Origin of the sequence: Chryseobacterium sp. PvR013, from assembly GCF_017833095.1 — a bacterium.
In the GTDB taxonomy this organism is placed as follows: Bacteria; Bacteroidota; Bacteroidia; order Flavobacteriales; family Weeksellaceae; genus Chryseobacterium; species Chryseobacterium culicis_A.
On the sequence record NZ_JAFIBT010000001.1, the window covers coordinates 2,076,913 to 2,101,322 of the forward strand.

The following is a 24,410-nucleotide window of genomic DNA, read 5'->3' on the forward strand; positions in this document are numbered from 1 at the left end:
AATAAAGAAAATCATTGTTAATAAAATCATAAAAAACTTTGAGTGTAAAAGCAAAAAAACATCTGGGTCAGCACTTTCTGACAGATGAAAATATCGCAAGAAAAATCGTAGAAGGTCTTAGTTTTGAGAACTATAATAATATTATGGAAGTGGGTCCCGGAATGGGAGTTCTTACCAAATATCTTCTTGAAAAGGAGCAGAAGATTTACCTTGCAGAAATCGATACAGAATCTATCGAATACCTGAAAAAGAATTATGCGAAAGTAACTGAAGAAACTTTTGTAGGAGATTTCCTGAAGCAGGATTTCAGTTTTATCAAAGACGATGAGATTGCGATCATTGGTAATTTTCCGTACAATATCTCATCTCAGATCTTGTTTCAGATTGTAGATCATTACCAATTGATTCCGGAAATGGTAGGAATGTTCCAGAAGGAGGTAGCTGAAAGAACGGCTGCTGTTCCGAGAACTAAAGATTACGGTATTCTTTCTGTCCTGATACAGGCTTATTATGATGTATCTTATATGTTTACGGTACATGAAAACGTCTTCAATCCTCCGCCGAAAGTAAAATCGGGAGTAATCAGGCTTACAAGAAACCCTAAGGAAGGGCTTTCGGGAAATGAAGTTTTGTTTAAACAAATTGTAAAAACAGGATTCAATCAAAGAAGGAAAAAACTTTCTAATGCATTGAAATCATTAAATATTCCTGAAGCTTTAAAAGGACACGAATTTTTAGATAAGAGAGCAGAAGAACTTAGTGTTGCAGATTTTATACACTTTGCTAACCTCTGGAAAGAAAATCAATAAAGAAATCATTAAAAAAGCTTCTTTGCCGGGAGCTTTTTGTTGAACAAAATACAGTAACATTCTTTGTTAAAAAAAGCCTTTCAAAAATACATTTGAAAGGCTTTCTTTTATATTACATTATCAATTTTAGTTTCTGTTCTTCAGCATAATCCATCCTGACCAGTTCATCTGAGCTTTTGATTTTGGATACTCAAAATTAAACTTATACCAGTAGGTAGCTGTAGGCAGTCTCTTACCTCCCACTGTTCCGTCCCAGATAGGATTTTCTTTTGAGAATCTGAACATTTCTACTCCATATCTGTCATATATAGAACCTTTAAAGTTTTTAAAGTCTCCAAGAGCTTTAAGATCCAGTACATCGTTGATTCCGTCTTCGTTCGGAGTAATAATATTGTTGATCTGAAGGGTAAAGAATTCAAGAGATCCCACACAATGTGTTCCTACTCTTCTTACTAAAACAGTATAGTTTGTATTGTCTAAAAGATTAGTAAATACATTGGATTCCTGCCAGCTGATTCCGTTGTCTATAGAATACTCTAACGTACTTGGTGTATTATTCATCGGAGGGTTTTCTGCAGTAATTGTAACTGTTTTCTTGATGCTTTCATAATTTAAAGCAGTAACAAAAGGAGTAGCAGCTCCCATTACTTTAGCTTCGAAAACCTTCTTACAGATACCATTATCAATTTCTACTGAATAAATCCCCCATTGGTCTACATTAATTTTCTGTGTTGTAGCCCCTGTACTCCAAAGATACTTGAAGCCTTGTCCTGCTCCTGCATCAAGGGTTACTATGTCACCAATACACATTTCAACATCTTTTAATGGTGATGTGATTTCCGGTGTAACTTCAATTCTTATGGTTGCAGGATTCAGAGATTTACATCCTTTTTGTCCGATGGCATATACTGTAAATGTTGTCGTCTGATATAAAGTAACCGTCTGCATATTACCTGTTCCCATGAAATTACTCCATAGATAAGTATCTCCTCCTTCAGCAGTAAGGGTTACAGACTCTCCAGGACATATTTTTATTCTGGAAGCTTTTACTTTAGCCGTTGGCGTTACTTCCTTCAGTAATTTCAGTTCAACCATTTTACTACAGAATGCTCCGTTGGAAACAACAACATAAAGAATCTGACCATCATTACCATTATAGTTTAATGGAGTCTGAATATAATTATCATTCTGAGCAATTGCATCAGCCTGATTAACGTAGAATTTAAAAATCGCTCCCGGTGTAGGGCTGATAGTAGATGTAATAGTACTTAAATCAAAAGTAGTAATATCCGGTGTAGTACAAAGCAGCAAGGTTGCATCCTGAGCCAGTGGTGTTGTACCTCCGTGAATCTGTATGGAGGCTTTACCCGGACATGGATTACCAGGAACGCTTACTTCGATAGTATAGGTACCAGGCTGGATAGCGGTAATTGTATTGGTAGTGGCATTAGGTACCGGAGCACCATTATAGTACCATTGGTATACAAGATTAGGGTCATTTACAGAAGCTGTAATTACCTGAGGTACATTATCACATACATTGATATCTGAAGGTAATTTCGTTCCTGCAGGATCTAAAAGGTCTACCCCGATGTTGAAAGATCCTCCTTCAAGAAATACCGCAGAGTCATAACTATGGTCACTGTAATCGGCAATTACCATTTTGAAATGGTATTCCTGTCCTGCTACTACTGTTGCTGTAGCAGTTAATGGAATTGTTCTTCCATTAAAGTTGGTTTCAACGTTACCCGTGTTATATCCTCCGAAATATTGTTCGTTTACAGCACCACAACTCCCTGGTATTTCAGGGTGAATATTCGTAATACTTACTGGTCCGGCTCCTCCAGGAAGCACAGCCATATTTACATAAGGTCCACCTGAAGTAGGTCTCAATAAGATTGCAAAGGCATCTGCAAAGGTACAAGGGAATGAGCCTGTATATTCTTCTGAGGCAATCAGATAATTAAATTTAATCTGAGAGGTTGTTGGAACGAAGTCAAACTCCAAAAGAACAGCATCATTCAATCTACTTTCCACTACCCCAATCACCTGTGCAAGATCAGCATCTGATCCTCCACCGTTGACATCACTAAGGCCGCCTTCAAAAGTGTTACCTGCTCTTCTCGCATAACCTGTGGAAAGAATAAGACCGTCTTTAAAAGGGAAATTGGTTGTAGCTTTATGAAAATATCCCCATGCTCTGTCTGCATTACTTGCAGCATGGTTAGGAGTAATCTTCACATTGGTTACATTGGGAGTAAGACAGGTATTGGTTCCGGATGAGATCAATACATCTTTAACCATTTTCTCAATAGTGTAAGCGGTTTCAGGATACTGCGGAGCGTTCACATCAATAAAAGCTCCAGCTCTTCTGGATAGATTGGAAGGAATTTCTTTTGCCTGTTTTCGAGGTGGCAGGTTTTGTGAAAATAAAAAAGTCGAGATGACTAAAAAAAATAAACAAAGCGGTAGATATCTTCTCATAATATTTTTGTTTCAACAAATTTAATTTTTTTTTAAATATCTCATATACATATTTATATTTTTTACTACAAAAAAACAAAATAAGAACCTTTTACAGTAAATTTTCGTTAATCAATCCCTACCCGAAGAAACCATAAATGATGTGGTAGCATTGAATTACAAATTATTTTAACATATTTCCTTCTCATTTCAAATAATTCACAAATCATGATAACACTTACCCCTAAAAACAAGAAAATCTTTCATTGCTGAAAGATTTTCTTGTTACTATTTTATTTTTAATAAATGTCTAGTTTCTGTTCTTCAGAAGTATCCATCCGGAACGTTGTTCCAGTTTCTTGCTGGCCGGGTTTTCCCATTGTACCCTGTACCAGTAAGTAGCAGTAGGAAGATTGATCCCTTTTAAAGATCCTGTCCATATCACATCACCTTTAGCCGCTTTGAATACCTCTGCTCCATACCTGTCGAAGATAGAAGCTGCAAAATCTTTGTACCCGCTGATTCCGGAGAAATCTATAGTATCATTAATACCATCCATATTAGGGGTAATAGCATTGCTGATAACGAATGTAAAATAATCCAGTGAAGTACCGCATTTAGCACCTTTCACTCTTACCATTACAGAATACATGGTATTATTTAAAACTCCTGTAAATACGTTTGATGACTGCCATGTCAATCCTCCGTCTATGGAGAATTCTAAAGTTCCACCAGTAGGATTGCTTGCCGTAAGGGTAAGGATATGGTTATCATAAACAATATTCGTAAACTGTGGTAAATCAGGATTGATCAGCTGTGCAGAGAAAGTTTTTGAACAAACTCCGTTACTGATGATCACAGAATACGTTCCGGGAATATTAGTTGTTATCGTTTGAGTGGTTGCTCCTGTACTCCATACATAAGTATAGTTTGGTCCTGCCCCGGCATCCAGCGTTCCTTTATCTCCGGCGCAGACAAATACGTCTTTTAATGTAGAAACAATTGCAGGAACTACTTCAATGGTAACTTTAGCCGGATTCACAGAACTACATCCGTTTCCTCCCAATGCAAATACCGAATATTCTGTTGTTACTGTTGGAGTAACAACCTGTGTATTTCCATTACCGGTAAGCCCTATCCAGTTATAAGTAATTCCTCCTGTAGCTGTTAATGTTACAGATTCTCCTTCACAAATTTTTAATTTTGATGCGGTAAGTCCTGCTATAGGTGGACCTACCTGAACTGTTACTGTTGCTGGTGTTGCAGAAATACATCCGTTAGCTCCAACAGCAAATACGGTATACACAGTTGTTGTTGTAGGTGAAACAACCTGAGTATTTCCATTTCCGGTAAGGCCATTGCCCCAGTTATAGGTTACTCCTCCAGAAGCTGTCAATGTTACAGATTCTCCAACACAAATACGGGGTTGTGATGAAACAAGTGCAGCTATCGGCTGTACTTTATCTTCCTGTACTGTTACTGTTGCAGTATATGTACAACTTAAGTTTCCTGGTTGTGATATATTAGTAACCGTTAAAGTATATGTTCCCCCGGCGCTTACAACTGGTGTAAGTGTATTGCCTCCTGATACGATAGTTCCTCCGGTTGTGGTCCATGCAATAGTAGATCCCGCAGGAACTACAGATGTTGAAGCATTGAGTGTAATCTGTGGAGTTGTACAGGTAATTGTTTGCGGTGCAGCAATGGTAAGAGTCGTTTGAGCTGTACTTAATAATTGCAGAGACACTACATAGCTACAACCTCCATTACTTGCTAATACATAAATAGTCTGGCTTCCTCCCGGAGGTGTATATGTTGTAGGGGTTACAATAAAGTTTCCGTTAGCAGCATTAGCATCAGCCTGATTGATATAGTAAGTAAAAGTAACTCCTGCAGCAGTTGTAATCTGAGGCTGAGCTTCAGTAAGATTATAAGTTAATCCCGGCTGATAACACTTATGTAATGTTGCGTTTTGGGCTGTAAAAGGTTCTGACACTTCAATTGTTAAAGTGGCAGGGTTTTGAGACACACAACCATTCGCTCCCACTGCTGTTACAGTGTAGGTTGTTGTAACAGTAGGTGAAACAACCTGTGTGCTTCCGTTTCCGGTAAGGCCATTCCCCCAGTTATAGGTAGCACCTCCTGAAGCAGTAAGGGTTGCAGAATCTCCTTTACAGATTTTTATTTTGTTTGCCGTAAGCCCGGTAACTGGCGGAGCGCTGTTTCCTGTTACGGTTACAGTTCCTATAGCTGTACAGCTGATATTGCCAGGCTGATAAACTTTTGTAATGGTTAAAGTATAGGTTCCCGCAGCATTGATCACAGGATTTAAGGTAGTTCCTCCTGAAACAATATTTCCTCCGGTAGTCGTCCAGTTGAATGTAGCCCCAGCCGGATAAACAGAAGCTGAAGCATCCAGTGTCGTCTGAGAGCTAGCGCAGGTAAGCACTATCGGTGGAGCAATAGTAGGTACCATTTGTGGGGCTTTTACTAATTGCAGCTGCGCTACTTTTGCACAGAAACCATTTGCGACTCTTACATACACTGTTCCGCCTGCACTCTGATGAGCTGTTGGATTAGGAACTGTATTTGCATTTCCAGCATTAGCATCTGCCAATGTGGTATAATATGAAAACACAGCTCCCGGAGTAGTGCTTATTGAGGCTTGTGCTGATGTTAAATTAAAAGTTGCATTCCCAGCGGCATAGCAGGCCGTCAGTGTAGCATTCTGTACTGTAGGAGATGTTCCGCCAACCACAGTAATGGTAGCTTCTCCCGGACAGCTATTTCCCTGGATAAAAACCTTAACGGTATATACACCAGGCTGTGTTGCAGTATAACTTGCATTAGTAGCTCCTGGAATTGCATTGGTTCCCAAATACCACTGATAGGTTATGTTAGGTCCCTGAACCGAAGCTGTAAAAGTCTGTGGCGTATTATCACACATATTTACAGATGCAGGAAGTTGTACACCTGCCGGATCCAGGATTTTCACCCCGATATCGAATGATCCGGCTTCAAGAAATACGGCTGAATCAAAGTTGGGATCCTGATAATCTGCAAGCACAATTTTAAAATGGTAGGTTTGCCCAGGAATTACCGTTGCTTTTGCAGTAAGCGGAATAGTACGTCCATTGAAATTGGTTTCAACCTGAGCAGTATTGGTACCTCCGTAATAGGCTTCATTTTTAGGCCCACAGTTTTGATATTGCGGGTGGATATTCGTTACACTTACAGGCCCTGCTCCTCCCGGAAGCACTGCAAGATTGGTATAAGTAGGATCAGATGCTTTTTTTAACAGTAAGGCAAAACCGTCTGTAATAGTACATGGAAAGTTTTGCTGATATTCTTTGGAAGCAAATAAATATCTGAAAGTAATTTCAGTAGAAGCAGCTACAAAGTCAAACTCTATAGATGTTGCATTGGTCAGGTTATTGTTAGCAATCCCTAAGGCATTCGCCAGATCTACATCTCCACCGGTTCCAAGGTCATCACTTAAAGTTCCCTGGAAAGTATTCCCGGCTTTATTGGCATATCCTGTTGAAAGTATAATCCCTTTACTGAAAGGAAAGTTTGTATTTGATTTATTAAAATATCCCCAGCTACGGTTCTGATTGGTGGCAGACAAGTTTGGAGATACTGTCACATTGCTTACCGTTGAACTGGTACAAGTGGTACCGCCCGATATAAGAACATCGTTTATCAGCTGAGTTATAGGATAGCCGGATTCCGGGTAGCTTGGTGCGTTTACATCGATAAAAACACCTGCTCTCAAGGAAGCAGCTTTAGGTTTTGCAGCAATTTCTACCCTTCCTTTATTTTGAGCCAAAACAAAGTTCCCCATGAAAGCTAAAAATAACGCTAAAAATAAATTTCCTCTCCTCCTATTTAACATTTTATATTATTTTGAACAAAAATACTATTTTTTTTGATTGAAATTCAAGTTAACACAATTTACATTATTACTAACGCAAATTTATTTATATTAGAATATCAACTCTGTTTATTTTAAAATAATAAAAAAAGACTGACAAAATAGTCAGTCTTTCAGTTAAAGTTTAAATTATTCTATATTTTTAAGTAATATCCATCCTGTTTTTACAGTAAGTTCTTTACTTGCAGGATCTTCGAAGGTTACCTGATACCAGTAGGTAGAAGTAGGAAGCTTTTTGCCCTGAAAATATCCGTCCCAATATGGATTGATCTTCGCAGCTTTGAACACTTCTCTTCCATATCGGTCGAAAACCTGTCCACTGAAATCTTTATAATTAACCACCCCGCTGAAATCAATGATATCATTAATATTATCACCGTTTGGAGTAATTACATTTTTCATCACGAATGTAAAGAATTCAAGGAAACCTACACAGCTTGTAAATTTAACCCTAACTCTGATCGAAATGATTTTATTTTTAGGGACATTATTAAATATATTCGAAGACTGCCATGTAACCCCGTTATCTACTGAATATTCAAGGATACCATTACTTGGATTACTTGCTGTGACAATCATTGTTCCGCTCTCATTATAATCCACTTTTATCACTTCAGGAATCACGGCTTTAATAACCTGAGTCTTGAACTCTTTTGAACAAACTCCGTTACTGATCATTACCGTATATTCTCCAGGAGTAGCTACTGTAATGCTCTGACTTGTTTCACCAGAACTCCACTGATAGGTATATCCAGGGCCTGAGCCTGCATCCAGAACAATTTTATCACCCTGACAGATGTGGCCACCTTTTAAGTTTGAAACAATAGCCGGTACTACTTCAATGGTAATACGTGCCGGCTGAAGAGATTTACATCCCTGTGCTCCGATAGCATATACCGTATAGGTGGTAGTCTGAGTGGGGCTTACCGTTCTTATTCCTCCGGTAGTACTTGCAGAATCACTCCATTCATAGGTAACACCGCCAGAAGCTGTTAATAAAACAGATTCACCGGCACAAATTTTCAATCTCGGAGCGGTAAGTAAAGCTGTTGGTGTTTCTTCTTTTCTTAAGGTTAATGTTGCAATCTTGCTACAGAAAGCTCCATTGGAAACCAGAACATATAATATTTGTCCATCTGTTCCAGCATAGTTGGTCAGATTGGTGATATAACTGTTATTTTGAGCCTGTGCATCAGCCTGGTTGGCATAAAAACGGAATACTGCACCTGGTGTTGTACTGATCAATGGTTTTGCTGTTTCCAAGTTAAAACTGGTAATTGCAGGGGTTGTACAGAGTTTAAGTTCAGCATTCTGTACAGTAGGGCTCGTTCCTCCGACGATCGTAATGGTTGCCTCACTAGGACATTGATTTCCCGGAACCATTACTTTTACAGTATAAACTCCCGCCTGGGTAGCAATATAAATAGCGCTTGTTGCCCCAGGAATAGCGACTCCATCTTTATACCATTGATAAGTCATTCCCGGAATTGCTGCTACCTGAGCTTTCAACTGCCTTGGAGTATTATCACACATATTGATACTTCCCGGTAAAACCACTCCGGTTTCGTCTACAATTTTAATCCCCACATCAAAAGATCCTCCTTCTAAGAAAACCGCAGAGTCGTGGGAAGGGTCTTTTGCATCAGCCAATACCATTTTAAAATGATACGTCTGCCCTGGAATTACATCTGCAACAGCTGTTAGAGGTGTTGTTCTTCCAAAATAATTAATAACCAGATGCGGGTTTGCTAAAGCTCCAAAAAAGGTTGCATTGATAGGTCCGCAGCTGAATCCATTTCCTGCAGGAACAATATTGGTTGCACTTACAGGTCCTGCACCTCCGGGCAATACTGCCAGGTTCGTATAGGTAGGATCTCCAACTTTCTTTAATAAAAGGGCAAAGGCATCGGAATAGCCTAAGCAAGGATAATTGGAAGTATATTCATCAGAAACGAATATGTAATTAAATTTTACCTGGTTTGAATTCGGAACGAAATCAAATTCAAGGGCCACGGCATCCGTTAAGCTCACATTAGCTCCGGTAGCTGCTACAAGATCTGCATCACTTCCTGTTCCTACTGATTGTCCAACCGCTGATACATAATTATTACCTGCTTCGGAAGCATATCCAGTAGTCAGAACAATCCCGTCTGTAAAAGGAAAATTCGTTGTTCCTTTATGAAAATATCCCCAGAATCTGTTGCTGTTTGTCACTTCATGATCAGGAGATACCGTAACGTTGGTAACATTGGCTGTTGTACAGTTCGTACCTCCATTGATCAAAATATTCTTTACCAACTGCTCCGGCGTATAGTTTGAAGGTGTATAGGGAGGTACATTCACATCAATGAATGCTCCAGCTCTAAGACTTGCCGCAGAAGGTTTTATCTTTTCTGATTTTCTGACAGGTCTCGTTTGAGAGAATACAGAAGCAGAAATCAATAAAAAAGAAAAAAGGAAAAAATAGTTTTTTAGTCTATAAATTAACATTTTGTTTTCATTTGTTCAAATGTAGCAAAAATAATTATACTAATTCACCATTGTATATTACTATTTTCTTATTCCACATCCACATTCACAATAATTTTTTCTTATCGTTACATTTTCCGTAAATTATTGAATATTAAAATTCAAGCATAAAAAAACAGACCAATAGCATTGATCTGTTTTATATTTTTATTCTCAGTATTTCTGTTATTTATCCTCGTTTTTCAACTGATCAATTTCATTCTGCAGCTGAGAGATAATGTCTTTTAAAGCTTTTATCTCGTTCTTGTTCGAGCTTACATTACTCTTCAGTATTACATTTTTTGCTCTTTCATTGTGATCTTCTTCATCTTCCTCTTCATTAATTTCTTCAATATCCTCACTGATCTCCTCAATATCTTCCTGGATATCTTCTATATCTTCATTGATCTCTTCAATGTCTTCGCTGATTTCTTCAAGATCTTCCTGAATATCCTCAATGTCTTCACTGATCTCTTCAATATCTTCCTGAATATCTTCAATTTTCTCGTGGCTTTTATTCACTGACATCTGAATGAAGATGGCCAGATAAATAGCTTCCAGAGAAAGTACCGTAGTAAGAATAAGAAGCATTTTGTCAAAATCAACGATATTCAGCATTGGCAGCAAAAACGAGGTAAGGAACAGCAGCGTATGAACAATCAGGGACTGAATAGATCCAATCCATGAAGTAATACTGTCTGCTATTTTTTCAAGAACTTCTTTTTTTTCGTTATATTTTTTCATCCTTTATATTTTTACAACAGTTCTTTGGTTACCCCTAATCCAAACAAGGCAAAGTCATATTTTGCAGGATCTTTTTCATCAAATTTTCTAATGGCAACATCCAGCTCCTCTACCGTTTTCCAGTCATTCTGTGTTCTGGAAACCAATCCCAGTTTTCTGGAAATATTTCCAGTGTGTACATCCAGAGGAATGGAAAGATGCTTCTGATCTATTTTTTCCCAAATCCCAAAGTCTACTCCCCTTTTGTCTTGACGTACCATCCATCTCAAAAACATAATAATCCTTTTTGCAGAGGAGTTTTTGTAAGGAGAACTGACGTGTTTATGGCTTCTGTGTTTTTCTGTTTCCAGAAATCCGTTTCTGAATCGTTCTATGGCATGGAGAAAGTTATGCTCCGTTTTTTTTACGTCAAATAGACTTTCCAGGCTTTCATTTTCTTTATAAATTCTGTTGAACTGTCTTATAAAATAGGAAAAGTCCTGTCCGTTGAAAGTTCTGTGAATACTTTTATCCTGAATCTCCTTCAGATCCTTTTCAGAATAGTTCATCACAAAATCATAGGGAGAATTTCCCATAATATCAAGCATTTTATCCGCAGAATTAATGATTGATTTTCTGTTTCCCCAGGAGATTGTAGCCGCCAGAAATCCTGCGATTTCAATATCCTGTTTTAAAGAAAAACGGTGTGGGATCTGGATGGGATCATTTTCAATAAAATCGGGAGCGTTATACTGATCTGCCTTTTCGTTGAGAAAGTCTCTAAGTTCTTCAAATTTCAGCATATTCATTCTAAATCTTTACACTTTCCAATGCTTTGGGCAAAAATGTATTAGGGAAAATTTCTCTGGCTTGATCGGTAAATACAGTCAAATCTCCATACCTGTTTGAAAAATGTCCTAAGATCAATTTTCCCACCTGAGCTTTCTGAGCAATTGTTGCTGCTTCCAATGCTGTGGTATGTCCTGTATAATCTGCCATTTCCTTCAAATCATGTAAAAATGTGGATTCATGATAGAGCACCGTTACATTTTTAATAATCGGAATAACACTTTCAAGATAACGGGTATCACTGCAAAATGCATACGACACTGACGGAGCAGGCTCAAGAGTCAGAATTTCATTTTTAAGAACATAACCGTCACTCAGTACAAAATCTTTTCCTGCTTTTATATTATGATAATCACAGGTTTCAATTTCACTGTATTTGGCAATTTCTTTCATGTTAAGATGCCTGTCTTTCTGCTTTTCTTTAAAAAGATAGCCATTACAGTAAATCCTGTGATCCAACGGAATAGTATATACCTCTATCCTGTTGTCCTCATATATTTTTTCAGAATAATCTTTGTCCAGTTCATGATAAACCACTTCAAAACCACGATGGGTTTCTGTAATCTGGAAAATAGTTTCCAGCATCTTTTTTATTCCTTTCGGCCCGTAGACATGCAGCGGTGTATCTCTTCCCAGAAGACGGAAAGAAGCAATAAGTCCCGGAAGTCCGAAACAATGATCTCCGTGAAGATGAGAGATAAAAATATGATTGATCTTTGAAAATCTTGCTTTTGCTTTCCTAAGCTGTACTTGTGTACCTTCTCCACAATCAATCAGGAAGAGTCTTTCTTCCATTTCCAGCAGCTGTGCTGTAGGCGATGTGTTGATGGTTGGGATAGCAGAATTAAAACCTAATATTGTTAAATACGTACTCAAATCAATAATTTATGATAACAAATGTACAACAGAAAATCTAAATGGGTGGTTTGCCCTGATATTTAAACTTAATCAGTTACTTTTAAAAAATCCATAAATAGGTCTAATGCCTGTTTACGGTGACTGATTTTATTTTTGTCTTCAGGATTCATTTCAGCAAAGGTTCTTTCATAACCTTCAGGAACAAAAATCGGATCATATCCGAATCCTTTGAAACCTTTATTTTCAGTCAGTAAATTCCCATGAACTCTGCCTTCAAAATATTGAGCCCCATTTTCATCATAATAGCACAGAACTGTCACAAAATAAGCTTTTCTATTTTCGATACCCTGCATTTCTTCCAATACCTTTTCGATATTTTTGGCAAAATCATGATCTCCGGCGTAACGTGCAGAAAAAATTCCAGGTCTTCCATCCAACGATTCCACTACCAGACCACTGTCATCTCCCAAACTTGGAATTCCGGTTTTCTCAAAACAGTATTTGGCTTTAATGAGAGCATTGGCATGAAAAGAATCTCCGTCTTCTACAATTTCTTCGTGAATGTTGTAATCGGTAAGACTTTTCACAACACAATCACTTCCCAGGATCTGTTGGATTTCTTCTTTTTTATGTTCGTTGTGTGTAGCTACTAATAATTCCATTTCTATATTCATTTTCAATTTTACTTTTTAATCGGGTTTCTTACATTTCAGCATAATGTACTTTATACTTTTTCATAAAAAGATAATAGAACAAAGAGAAAAGTACAATTCCAGCAGCCAGAATAAGCCATTCTGAAACATGCAGAACCTTTGCAAAACTCTCATCTTTACCGTAAAGCACCAATAGTGATAGGGTTAAATTATTAAATGCATGCAGCAATATCGGCATCAGTAAAGATTTTGTTTTATGATATACCAATCCCAGTACACAGCCCAGCATCACTGCACTGATAAACTGCCATGGATTTCCGTGAACCACCCCAAAAATAATGGAAGCATATAAAATTGCTTTCCATGGTTCTACTCCTTTATTAATCAATCCTTTCTGAATAATTCCCCTGAATATAATCTCCTCAAAAATGGGAGCCATAATTACCGTCATGATAATCATTACAACAGGATTATCCGTTAGTTGACTCATTAATTGGGTAAAATATTCATAAAAATCACCAAAAAAAGGCCCGGTAGTCGGAATCTGAGCGGCAATAAATTCAGAAATAAACATCATTCCTGCCATCATGGGAAAGATCAGGAGATAGGTAGAGAAATTAACCGATGACAAATTGAAGTTAAGCCTCTTTTGAGTGGTGCGCCTTACGATGAAAAAGTCGAAAAAGGCAATAGCCGTAAGGAATCCTACAGAATTCGCTAGCATCAGAAACCAGTCTTTCAGTTCAAGATTTTCCCGGAAAACAACTTTCCAAAAAGTGCTGAATAAGGAAACAGCCATTGTTCCCACGAATAATCCAACCACCAAAACGACACCGCCAAACCATGTAAACGTAAACTTTGGATATTTGCTATTTTCCATCCTTTCTCTGTAAAAGTTTATGAGAAACAAAGATAATTTTTTTGACTGCTACAGGCAACTAAAAAAGGATTTTCTTATTTTCGTTCCTTTATCCATGAACAACACAAAATGAATACAGAATCTCCGTTTCAAAGAATTGAGTCTACAACCAACAAATTAATGACTGCTGTTCTGAATGGGCTTTTCTTTGTGATCTTTATTCCTTTCACTATACTTTTCGTTCTGGGGCCTGTTTACGGAATTTATAAAAGAGGATTTGAGGCAATGATTTTTCCCGCATTGGTAGGTTGGGGAATTTCGGCACTTATTTTAATCCCCACAGTCCATCATTATAGTAGAAAAAGAAAGAAAATAGAAAGTAAAATTGTAGTTGATGAAACCGGACTTTTATTTTATAATGCAAAAGATGAAATTGCAGACCAGATTCTCTATACAGATCTTCGCCCTTCAAAACAAAACTTTGATATTTATACTGTAAATCCTGTAGGATCGGGTATTTCTCCTTTACTAGAACTTACGATCCAATCAGAGAAAAAAGAAGAAATTACAAAACGTATTGATATGAATCTCCCTTTAAAGGTGGTAAAAAATAAATATACTTTGTATGCACATTTCCTGCACGGCATTGTGACTTTCCGCCCTGACTTAACAGTAGATCCTTTTGTTTTTCGTAACTATTCTATTGATACAGAAACATGGAAGGTGAATAGCAAAGGGGTTTCTTTGGGAGGCTGGCTTTTAATTCTGGCCACTCTTAGTATTACAGCACTTATATGCGGACTTGTTTTTTTATTATCTGAAACTCACAATTAATATGACAGAAAAATTCCAGACCATAGAATCCAAAATCAATAAACCCATTACTTATTTTTTAATGGGGATTATCTGGATAGCTGTCATTTTGATTATGGTAGTAATCGGGGTCGTTTTCGATCTTATGTACAATAATTTCAGACAATATTTAGAGAATGATCCTGGTATTTTTTTCACACTTCTTATTGCCCAGCTTCTTCTTATATTTTGCTGTATAGCCTTGATAGTGGCTTTAACGTACCGAAAAAAAGAAAAAGCAAGAAAAGTTCTTGTAGATGAAAGAGGAATTACTTTCTACAACAATCAAAATACCATTATTGAAGCCATTCTATACATCGATCTTCAGCCAGCCAAAAATCCATCTGACGATGTATATGTCCGAAACACTCAGACTGTAAAATACGGCAAAACAACATTACAGATCTATCTGAAAAATAAAACAGGAGAAATTGTGTCTTCAAGTGTAGACTTTAATTTTGAATTGGTAATTCTACGCAACCAATATGATTTGTACCGTCATTTTCTAAAAGGAATCCAACATTTTCGTCCTGATCTGAAAATAAGTCTGCAGACTATTGAGCAGTATAACCTTAGTTCAGCACCGCAAAAAACTGAATTTGGAATATTTGAATACGTTATGTCTGCCTTTTTTATAATGATTGCTGCCGGATTGATCTACGTCTTCATATTATTAATAAAAATGCTTGTTTGACAGATAAGCCCAACTATTCATGGGTTCGCAACCGCATGTATTATTATCAAACGTGACTATCCATCTATTCTTCTGCTTAATTAACATTGTCTTAATTAAAATTTGAAAACCTCGCAAAAAATCCCGATTTTTGCAACTTCAAAATACGATATGTCAGACTTAATCAAAGAAATACAAAAAAGAAAGACCTTCGGGATCATTTCCCACCCGGATGCCGGAAAAACAACCCTTACAGAAAAGTTACTTCTTTTCGGGGGTGCGATTCAGGAAGCAGGTGCGGTAAAATCCAACAAAATAAAAAAAGGAGCTACCTCCGACTTTATGGAAATTGAAAGACAGAGAGGAATCTCTGTAGCGACTTCCGTATTGGCTTTTGAATATAGAGACCACAAAATCAACATTCTCGATACTCCGGGTCACAAAGACTTTGCTGAAGATACCTACAGAACATTAACGGCTGTAGATTCAGTAATCGTTGTGATTGACGTTGCAAAAGGGGTTGAGGAACAAACTGAAAAACTGGTTAAGGTTTGCAGAATGAGAAACATCCCAATGTTGGTTTTCATCAATAAACTTGACCGTGAAGGTAAAGATGCCTTCGATCTGTTAGACGAAGTAGAACAAAAATTAGGGTTAACAGTCTGCCCACTTTCTTTGCCAATTGGTATGGGAAGTGACTTTCAGGGAATTTACAATATCTGGGAAAACAATATTCAGCTATTCTTAGAAGAGAAAAAACAGAAAGTTGGGGATTCTATTAAGTTTGACGACATTAATGATACTTCTATTGATGATGTTATTGGTGAAAAAGCAGCAAAAACTTTACGAGAAGAGCTTGATCTGATCCAGTCTGTTTACCCTGAGTTTAATCGTGAGGATTATATGAAAGGTGATCTTCAACCGGTATTCTTCGGTTCGGCTTTAAATAACTTTGGAGTTCGTGAGTTACTGGATGCTTTCATTGATATTGCACCAATGCCACAGCCAAAAGAAAGTGATACCCGTCTGGTAAAGCCTGAAGAAAACACTTTCACAGGATTCGTTTTCAAAATCCATGCGAATATGGATCCTAAACACAGAGACAGACTTGCCTTTGTAAAGATTGTTTCCGGAACCTTCAAAAGAAACGAAAATTATTTATTGGTAAGAGAAGGTAAAAAAATGAAATTCTCCTCTCCTAACGCATTCTTTGCTGACAAAAAAGAAGTAGTGGAAGAAAGTTTCCCTGGTGATATCGTGGGCTTACATGATACCGGAAGTTTCAGAATTGGGGATACATTAACTGGTGGAGAAAAATTAAGCTTCAAAGGAATTCCAAGCTTCTCTCCTGAACATTTCCGTTATATCAACAACAATGATCCGTTAAAAGCTAAGCAATTGGCAAAAGGTATTGATCAGTTGATGGATGAAGGGGTTGCACAGCTATTTACGCTTGAGATGAACGGAAGAAAGATCATCGGAACTGTGGGAGCGCTTCAGTACGAGGTTATTCAATACCGTCTGGAACATGAATATGGGGCAAAATGTACGTATGAACCTCTATCCATGCACAAAGCATGTTGGGTAGAAGCTGATGAAAAGTCTGAAGAATTCAAAGAATTTGCAAGATTAAAACAGAGATTCCTGGCAAGAGATAAATACAATCAATTGGTATTCCTTGCAGATTCTTCTTTCACGATTCATATGACCCAGGAAAAATTCCCGAATGTGAAGCTACACTTCATTAGTGAGTTCAGAGAAAATTAATCTGAAATAAAAGAGCAAAATCGCAAAAAGCCGAAATTGTTTTAAATATAGATCCGCAGAAATTTTCTGCGGATTTTTTTATGATAGGGTTTGAAACCACCCCGTCAAAAATTCGTTGAATTTTCGCCACCCCTCCGGAGGATGGGAATCTTCAGTTTCCCAAACTCCTATTGAGTAAAAAGACAAAGCTTTAAAATCATTTCAATACTGCAAACTCAGAAAAACTCTTTGTAAATCTTTTGTAAATCAAATACAAAATACTGAAAATATAACAGTTACTATTTTACCAGTACAATACATTTCATTTACAATCTTTACAAGAACTTCCCTTCTAATTTTACTTCATCAAAAAAATTAAACTTATGAAAAAGTTCATCTTACTCGTTGCTATATCAAGCACTTTCATTATGTGTAAAAAAGGAGAAGTTGCACAGGATACAATACATGAAGCGATCCACTCAGCTGACAGCGCTGCAACAGTTGCAACGGAAGCTATTGATAATGCCAATAAAACAGCGGATAAAGTTCTGGACTCTGCCAGTATCAGAATAAAAGATTTTGAAAATACTAAGAACGATATTCAGCAAAAAATAGAAAATACCTCAAAGATGGTAGATTCTTTATCTGAAAAAATAGCAACAACAAAACTGGAATCCAAAATAGAGAAAAGGGATTCCACGGAGAAGAAACCTGAAAAAGTGGCTGCAAAAGCTCCGGCTCCAAAGATTATTAAGGAAACCAAGATCATCTATAAAGACAAACCTAAAAATGACAGTTATGAGCTGAATATGCCTAAAGATAATATGGTAAAATCAGGATACCTTACCATACAAGCAGAAAATACAGAAACAGTGAAGGAAATTATCAGAGAAGAAGCCCATAAAAATAATGGCTATATCAAAAGTGAAAATCTTTCTTACGTGGAATCTGCAAGTCCTCACGGAGAAGATCAAAAAGTCTACAGCCTGGATATCAAAGTTCCTCTCCAGCATTTTGATGGTTTAATGGATGCTATCAGCAGTAATATCGGGGATATTGATACGAAAGACATTCAGGTTTCAGGGCGAAACTATGCCGAAAATACCATCTGTACGATCAATATAAATATCCGTGATCAAGAGAAAACAGAAACAGAACCTAAAACTTTCGGTGGAAAATCGTTAGCAGCCATCGAATCAGGCTGGGATGTGATTACTTCTATCTTCCTGTTTATTCTTCCGTTATGGCCTTTGTTTCTCATTGCCGGTATTGGATATTATTTTTATAAAAAGAGAAATAAAAACATTCCGAATAACGACTCTCATTAGATTTCAATCCGTCTTTGGATAGATTTTTTAATATTTTTTTAATGAGGTTTAGAATTAAAGTTCGATTCTTATTTTTAATTTTATCAAACATTCAACGGAAGTATTTGTTTATTACAAAAATTCCTCTTAACTTTAAGTATAAGCAAAAGAGAATGAATCTTCGTTATCAAACAGGGTTCAAAAATAAAATTGGAAATTTTATTTCATATATTAATATTTTGTGATTTGGTGTAAAATAAGGCCCTCAGATTGAGAGCCTTATTTGTTTTTATTTCATATTCACTACTTTGTCTACGACAAACTTTGTGTTTCCTCTCCACGGAAGAGCACCATTGTACTCTTTGTAATGCAGATCAAAGGTTTTTCCACTGTTCGTTTCCAGTTGTTTGAAAACTTCAGGGTCATCTACAGAAAATTCAAACTCATAGCTTGTAATGGTTCCTGTTTTTCCACTTCCGAAGCCTTCCTGAATCAGCTTACCTTCATATGTTTTGAAGACATAGCCTTTTTTCATAGCGTAGTTCAGATATCCGGATTTCACTCCTTCTCCGAAAACGAAATAGTATTTATACCAGACAAATACGCCCAGTAACAGCAGTACAACACCAAGGGTGATCCACAAAGATTTTTTCATAGGTAATGTGTTTTATAAAATGTTATTTTGCGATGCTTCTTGAGATCACGATTTTCTGAATTTCAGAAGTTCCTTCGTAGATCTGAGTGATTTTTGCATCTCTCATTAATCTTTCTACGTGGTATTCTTTCACGTATCCATATCCACCGTGGATCTGTACTGCTTCAATAGTAGTATCCATTGCTACCTGAGAAGAGTATAATTTTGCCATAGCTCCGCTTTCAGAAATATCTTTTCCTGCATCTTTTTCACAAGCTGCTTTGAAACACAGCATTCTTGCCGCAGTGATCTGAGTAGCCATATCAGCTAATTTGAATGCAATAGCCTGGTGGTTGATGATTTCAGTTTTGAAAGCTTTTCTTGTTTTAGCATATTTCAAAGCCAGTTCGTAAGCCCCTGAAGCAATCCCTAAAGCCTGGGAAGCAATACCAATTCTTCCTCCGTTCAATACGGCCATTGCAAAGTTGAAACCGAATCCGTCAGCACCGATTCTGTTTTCTTTTGGAACTTTTACGTTATTAAAGATCAAAGAATGTGTATCACTTCCTCTGATTCCCAATTTGTCTTCTTTCAATCCGATTTCAAAACCTTCCCATCCTCTTTCTACGATGAAAGCATTGATCCCTTTGTGTTTTTTCTCAGGATCTGTCTGTGCAATTACAATATAATAAGTAGCTGTACCACCATTGGTGATCCAGTTTTTGATCCCGTTTAAAAGGTAGTAATCTCCTTTATCTTCAGCAGTTGTTTTCTGAGAAGTAGCATCAGAACCTGCTTCCGGCTCAGATAATGCAAATGCTCCGATTACCTGTCCGCTTGCCAATGGGGTAAGATATTTTACTTTTTGCTCTTCAGAAGCAAATTTTTCAAGACCGGCACAAACCAATGAGTTGTTTACAGACATTACAACAGCTGCAGAAGCATCTATTTTTGCAATCTCCTCCATCGCAAGCACGTAAGAAACGCTGTCCATACCTGCACCTCCGTATTTTGGATCTACCATCATTCCTAAAAGTCCCATTTCTCCCATTTTCTTCACCTGTTCTGTAGGGAATTTCTGGTCACGGTCTCTTTCAATCACTCCAGGTAATAGTTCATTTTGTGCAAAATCTCTTGCTGCCTGCTGAATCATCAGCTGTTCTTCCGATAAATTAAAGTCCATAAAAAAAATAATTAGATAGCCGTAAATTTACACTTTTTAAGCAAATCTGAAAAAATTAAATTGAAAGCAGAAAAAAGGCACAGAAAATGGAAGTTAGAGCGAGTTTAATGCCAGTGAATGCGTGTTTTGGGATTCGAAATGGTGAGAGATAAAAACAATACCGGATACCTTCAGAACCATAAACATTCACAAATGATCAGTTCAAAATATAAAATCCCTTTTTCAGGGCTTCCGGCCTCCTTTTTGATTCCATATATTATGGTAAGCATTTAACTAATTCCTAATTATTACATTGAAATGTTTTCAATTAAAAAAAATGCTTATATTTAAATTTCTTTATAAATTACGTAAAAAATCATGACGATCAAGAGATTATTCGATATTCCACACTACGCTTTAGAAAAATATCCTAAAACGGATATGTTTGTAACGAAATATCATGGTGAGTGGAAAAAAACTTCTACCCAGGAGTTTATTAATGAGGGAAATAAGATATCCAGAGGATTATTGAAGCTTGGTATAAAACCAGGTGATAAAATCGCTTTGATTACCACCAATTCCCGTACAGAATGGGCTATAATGGATTTCGGACTTTCTCAGATCGGAGTTGTTTCAGTACCTGTTTATCCAAGTATTTCTCCGGAAGATTACGAATTCATCTTCAATAATGCTGAAATTCAATACTGTTTTGTTTCTGATAAAGAACTGTTGAATAAAGTAATGAAAGTAAAACACAATATCCCGAGTTTACAGGGCATTTTTACTTTTGATAATATTAGTGGCGCTGCCAACTGGAGAGAAATTCTTGATCTGGGTAAAGATGAATCTACACAAATTGAAGTGGATGACCTTTCTAACGCGATCAATACGGAAGATCTTGCAACCATTATTTATACTTCCGGAACTACCGGAAGACCGAAAGGAGTAATGCTTACTCATAATAATATTGTTTCCAACGTATTGGGAGCCATTCCGAGAATTCCCAAGAAAAGAAGTCTGGATTATAAGGAAACAAGAGCATTAAGCTTCCTTCCTATCTGCCATATTTTTGAAAGAATGCTGTTTTATCTGTATCAGTACAACGGTTTTTCTCTTTATTTTGCGGAAAGCATTGAGAAAATGGGTGAAAACGTAAAAGAAGTGAAGCCTCATTATATGACGGTAGTACCAAGGCTGGTAGAAAAAGTATATGACAAAATTTACAATACAGGATCTTCTGCAGGAGGATTAAAATCAAAAATATTCTTCTGGGCACTGAACTTAATCAGTAAGAAGAAAACCATTTCAAAGCCATCCGGACTTCAGGAAATCATTGCAGATAAATTGGTATTTTCCAAATGGAGAGAAGGTTTAGGAGGTGAGATTGTGACATTGGTTTCAGGATCTGCGGCATTGTCTACCAGGCTCAACTTAATGTTCCAGAATGCAGGAATTCCTATTTTGGAAGGGTATGGTTTAACAGAAACCTCTCCGGTAATTTCTGTCAACAGCTTTGATAAGATGAAAGTGGGAACCGTAGGGATTCCATTGGATAATTTAAAAGTTAAAATTCAGGAAGACGGTGAAATTACGGTAAAAGGACCCTCCGTATTCAAAGGATATTTCCAAAATGAAGAAATGACAAAAGAAGCCTTCACAGAAGATGGTTTCTTCAAAACCGGAGATATCGGACATTTGGATGGTGACGGATTTTTACAGATCACGGACCGTAAGAAAGAAATGTTCAAGACATCGGGTGGGAAATATATTGCTCCTCAAACGATTGAAAATTTAGCAAAAGCCTCCAAATTCATAGAGCAGATCATGGTTGTGGGTGATGGTGAAAAGATGCCGTGTGCTTTGGTACAGCCTGATTTTGAATTTGCAAAAAGCTGGGCTATGAGAAACAACCTGAATATCGGTTCCACACCGGAAGAGATTGCGAAAAGCCCAGAACTTAAGCAAAGGATTGAAAAAGAGATTGACGGCATCAACGAGCATCTTGGAAACTGGGAGAAAATCAAAAAAATTGAGCTTACTCCTGAAATATGGAGCATTGAAAGCGGCTTGCTTACTCCAACGTTAAAACTGAAAAGAAAAGCGGTAAAAGAGAAATTTATTGCTTTGTATAATAAGATGTACGATCATCAGGATTAAAATACGATCAGCCGCTTCATTTTGAAGCGGTTTTTTTTATGTTTTGGCTAAAGCCGATAAGGAAAGTTTGTTTTTGATTAAACGGGCTGAAGCCCGTTTCTATGGATGACTCTTCATTAAGTTTTTTAATCCAATTACAACACAACCTTTGTCATTCCGAAGGAATCTTTATCATGTTAAAAGAATGTGCAGAGATTCCTACGGAATGACAAAGCCCCTATTAAAGTTGCTTTACTCCAAGAGAGGCAGATTTATATTCAGATCAAATAAAAAAAGCTGTCTCATCTCTGAAACAGCTTTTATATTTTTAAAAATCAATAATTAGAATTTAATTACAGATTTCATTTTTTCGTTTTCCTCGATTACCAATTCGTCATCAACAAGGATTTTCCCAGAGTGCTCATCAATAATGATTTTCTTTCTCTGAGCAATTTCCATCTGCTTTTGAGGAGGGATTGTGAAGAAAGATCCTTTTGGAGCTCCTCTTTCTAATCCTACTACAGCAAGACCGTTGATAGAGTTTGTTCTGATTCTGTTGTAAGAAGCTAATAATCTCTCATCGATTTTACCTGCGAATTCTTTAGACTGCTCTATAAGATATTCTTCTTCTTTCTGAGTTTCAGAGATCAAACCATCCAATTCTTCTTTCTTGAATTTCAAGTGGCTTTTCAAATCGTCGATCTTAGCATTCAGTTCGCTTAAAGTTTCGTTTTTGTGAGCAATTTTAGCTCCGAATTCTTTAATTCTTTTTTCAGCAAGCTGAATTTCCAGATCCTGGAATTCCATTTCCTTCCCTAATGCTTCAAACTCTTTATTGTTTCTTACATTATCCTGCTGAGATTTGTATTTCTCAATTAAAGTTTTAGCATGGTTAATTACTTCATGCTTTGTTTTGATCTGATCGTCCTGATCTTTGATATCAGCATGAAATTTTTCAGCTCTTTTTTCAAGACCTTCAATCTCGATTTCAAGATCTTCAACTTCAATTGGCAATTCTCCTCTAGTATTTCGGATTTCATCCAATCTTGAATCAATGATCTGTAAATCGTATAAAGCTCTTAATTTTTCTTCAACTGAAATATCGTTGGTTTTTGCCATATTTAAATGAAATAATTTACTGGGTTTGTTTTTTCAATAGATTTTGAAATTGCAAATGTACTAAATTTTTGTGATAAAATTTCAAATAATTGTTGAGTAACAAATTGTTCTGACTCGTAATGTCCTATATCACAGATCAACATTTTAGACTCCGCTAAAAAATAGTCGTGATATTTAAGATCTCCGGTAAGATAAGCATCACATTTCTTGGCTGCTGCCGATCGTATTCCACTGGCTCCGGAGCCTCCCAAAACCCCTACTCTTCTAATTTTTTTATTATTGAAGGAGGAATGTTTTATCACTTCCAGCCCAAATTTTTCTTTTACCAATCCAAGGAAATCCTTTTCATCCATTTCCACTTCCAGATCACCATACATTCCCAATCCGGCATGATGATTTTTATTATCAAGACTATACACCTGATGCGCTACTTCTTCATAAGGGTGTGCAGCCTTCATGGCACCTACAATCTGTCCCTGTTTAAAGCTTTCAAAAATCACAGAAATCATATCTTCATCTGCATTTTCACGAATTCCCTGCTGTCCGGAAAATGGATTTGAACCTTCTACCGGCCTGAAGGTTCCGTTCCCATTCACTGTAAAACTGCATTCATCATAAAATCCGATATTTCCTGCTCCGGCAGAGAACATGGCTTCTTTTACCTTTTCCGAATATTCTTTAGGAACAAAAACCGTTAACTGTTTTAAATTATTTTCTTTAGGCTGAAGAATCTTCATATTGCTGAGTCCTAATTGACTGCATATTCCGTGGTTTACCCCAAAGAAATCATTATCAAATGCGGTATGGATGGCATAGATGGCTATTTTATTTTCAATAGCTTTTAAAACAGCTCTCTCTACATAGTTTTTTCCCGTTAAAGATTTTAGTCCGGAAAATATAATGGGATGAAAACAAACAATCAGATTACAATTTCTCTCAATGGCCTCTTCTACTACATTTTCCAGAGCATCATGACAAACCAGAATTCCGGATACATCGCGGTCATAAACACCACACAACAATCCTACATTATCAAAATCTTCAGCCTGTCTGATACTGATCTCTTCTTCAATTTTTGCAATTACAGTTTTTAGCTTCATTAATTTATATTTTACGGTTACAGCG

Annotated in this window: 18 protein-coding genes; 6 read left to right on the plus strand and 12 right to left on the minus strand. The window is 36.9% G+C overall.

The window, feature by feature from the left end:
* Nucleotides 1–38: 38 nt before the first annotated feature.
* The gene (gene rsmA / locus JOE44_RS09185; protein WP_105684709.1) at nt 39–809 is read left to right on the plus strand and encodes a 16S rRNA (adenine(1518)-N(6)/adenine(1519)-N(6))-dimethyltransferase RsmA; all 771 of its coding nucleotides are present in this window, start codon (nt 39–41) and stop codon (nt 807–809) included.
* Between the two features lie 126 nt (nt 810–935).
* Here rsmA and JOE44_RS09190 read toward each other — a convergent pair whose 3' ends face one another.
* The 8 genes from JOE44_RS09190 to JOE44_RS09225 all read right to left on the minus strand — a co-directional run bounded on the left by JOE44_RS09190 (nt 936) and on the right by JOE44_RS09225 (nt 13,677).
* Nucleotides 936–3,293, minus strand: a complete 2,358-nt coding sequence (locus JOE44_RS09190) for a choice-of-anchor L domain-containing protein (RefSeq protein ID WP_209785321.1) — start codon at nt 3,291–3,293, stop codon at nt 936–938.
* Between the two features lie 289 nt (nt 3,294–3,582).
* Entirely contained in the window at nt 3,583–7,167 is a 3,585-nt protein-coding gene (locus JOE44_RS09195) for a choice-of-anchor L domain-containing protein (protein ID WP_209785322.1), read from the minus strand.
* Between the two features lie 168 nt (nt 7,168–7,335).
* Nucleotides 7,336–9,696 (minus strand): choice-of-anchor L domain-containing protein, encoded by a 2,361-nt coding sequence (locus JOE44_RS09200; protein ID WP_209785323.1) that lies wholly within the window; start codon nt 9,694–9,696, stop codon nt 7,336–7,338.
* Between the two features lie 204 nt (nt 9,697–9,900).
* Nucleotides 9,901–10,458 carry a DUF1003 domain-containing protein gene (locus tag JOE44_RS09205; protein WP_209785324.1) on the minus strand — a complete coding sequence of 186 codons (558 nt, stop codon included), beginning with the start codon at nt 10,456–10,458 and terminating at the stop codon, nt 9,901–9,903.
* 11 nt (nt 10,459–10,469) lie between these two features.
* The gene (locus JOE44_RS09210) at nt 10,470–11,237 is read right to left on the minus strand and encodes a TIGR02757 family protein (RefSeq protein WP_209789151.1); all 768 of its coding nucleotides are present in this window, start codon (nt 11,235–11,237) and stop codon (nt 10,470–10,472) included.
* A gap of 10 nt (nt 11,238–11,247) precedes the next feature.
* Nucleotides 11,248–12,162 carry a ribonuclease Z gene (locus tag JOE44_RS09215; RefSeq protein WP_209785326.1) on the minus strand — a complete coding sequence of 305 codons (915 nt, stop codon included), beginning with the start codon at nt 12,160–12,162 and terminating at the stop codon, nt 11,248–11,250.
* 68 nt (nt 12,163–12,230) lie between these two features.
* Nucleotides 12,231–12,812 carry an RdgB/HAM1 family non-canonical purine NTP pyrophosphatase gene (rdgB, locus tag JOE44_RS09220; protein WP_209789153.1) on the minus strand — a complete coding sequence of 194 codons (582 nt, stop codon included), beginning with the start codon at nt 12,810–12,812 and terminating at the stop codon, nt 12,231–12,233.
* 34 nt (nt 12,813–12,846) lie between these two features.
* Nucleotides 12,847–13,677 carry a type II CAAX endopeptidase family protein gene (locus tag JOE44_RS09225; protein WP_209785327.1) on the minus strand — a complete coding sequence of 277 codons (831 nt, stop codon included), beginning with the start codon at nt 13,675–13,677 and terminating at the stop codon, nt 12,847–12,849.
* Between the two features lie 108 nt (nt 13,678–13,785).
* Here JOE44_RS09225 and JOE44_RS09230 point away from each other — a divergent pair, with 108 nt between their 5' ends.
* The 4 genes from JOE44_RS09230 (at nt 13,786) to JOE44_RS09245 (ending at nt 18,255) form a co-directional block, all read left to right on the plus strand.
* Nucleotides 13,786–14,490, plus strand: a complete 705-nt coding sequence (locus JOE44_RS09230; protein WP_209785328.1) for a hypothetical protein — start codon at nt 13,786–13,788, stop codon at nt 14,488–14,490.
* 1 nt (nt 14,491) lies between these two features.
* A complete protein-coding gene (locus JOE44_RS09235) occupies nt 14,492–15,202 on the plus strand; it encodes a hypothetical protein (RefSeq protein WP_209785329.1) in 711 nt (236 codons plus the stop codon).
* A 150-nt stretch (nt 15,203–15,352) separates the two neighbouring features.
* Nucleotides 15,353–16,948 (plus strand): peptide chain release factor 3, encoded by a 1,596-nt coding sequence (locus tag JOE44_RS09240; protein WP_209785330.1) that lies wholly within the window; start codon nt 15,353–15,355, stop codon nt 16,946–16,948.
* Between the two features lie 362 nt (nt 16,949–17,310).
* On the plus strand, nt 17,311–18,255 hold the full coding sequence (locus JOE44_RS09245; RefSeq protein WP_209785331.1) for a DUF4349 domain-containing protein: 945 nt from the start codon (nt 17,311–17,313) through the stop codon (nt 18,253–18,255).
* Nucleotides 18,256–18,523: 268 nt separating this feature from the next.
* Here the strand turns inward: JOE44_RS09245 and JOE44_RS09250 are convergent, their stop codons facing one another.
* The gene (locus JOE44_RS09250) at nt 18,524–18,889 is read right to left on the minus strand and encodes a hypothetical protein (RefSeq protein ID WP_105684698.1); all 366 of its coding nucleotides are present in this window, start codon (nt 18,887–18,889) and stop codon (nt 18,524–18,526) included.
* A gap of 22 nt (nt 18,890–18,911) precedes the next feature.
* Nucleotides 18,912–20,051, minus strand: a complete 1,140-nt coding sequence (locus tag JOE44_RS09255; protein WP_209785332.1) for an acyl-CoA dehydrogenase family protein — start codon at nt 20,049–20,051, stop codon at nt 18,912–18,914.
* 357 nt (nt 20,052–20,408) lie between these two features.
* On the opposite strand from JOE44_RS09255, the gene JOE44_RS09260 reads away from it, so the two are divergent.
* Nucleotides 20,409–22,187, plus strand: coding sequence for a long-chain fatty acid--CoA ligase (locus JOE44_RS09260; RefSeq protein ID WP_209785333.1), 1,779 nt, complete (start codon nt 20,409–20,411; stop codon nt 22,185–22,187).
* A gap of 321 nt (nt 22,188–22,508) precedes the next feature.
* Here the strand turns inward: JOE44_RS09260 and JOE44_RS09265 are convergent, their stop codons facing one another.
* The gene (locus JOE44_RS09265) at nt 22,509–23,285 is read right to left on the minus strand and encodes a hypothetical protein (RefSeq protein ID WP_209785334.1); all 777 of its coding nucleotides are present in this window, start codon (nt 23,283–23,285) and stop codon (nt 22,509–22,511) included.
* A 2-nt stretch (nt 23,286–23,287) separates the two neighbouring features.
* Nucleotides 23,288–24,385, minus strand: a complete 1,098-nt coding sequence (locus JOE44_RS09270; protein ID WP_209785335.1) for a Nif3-like dinuclear metal center hexameric protein — start codon at nt 24,383–24,385, stop codon at nt 23,288–23,290.
* Nucleotides 24,386–24,410: the final 25 nt, after the last annotated feature.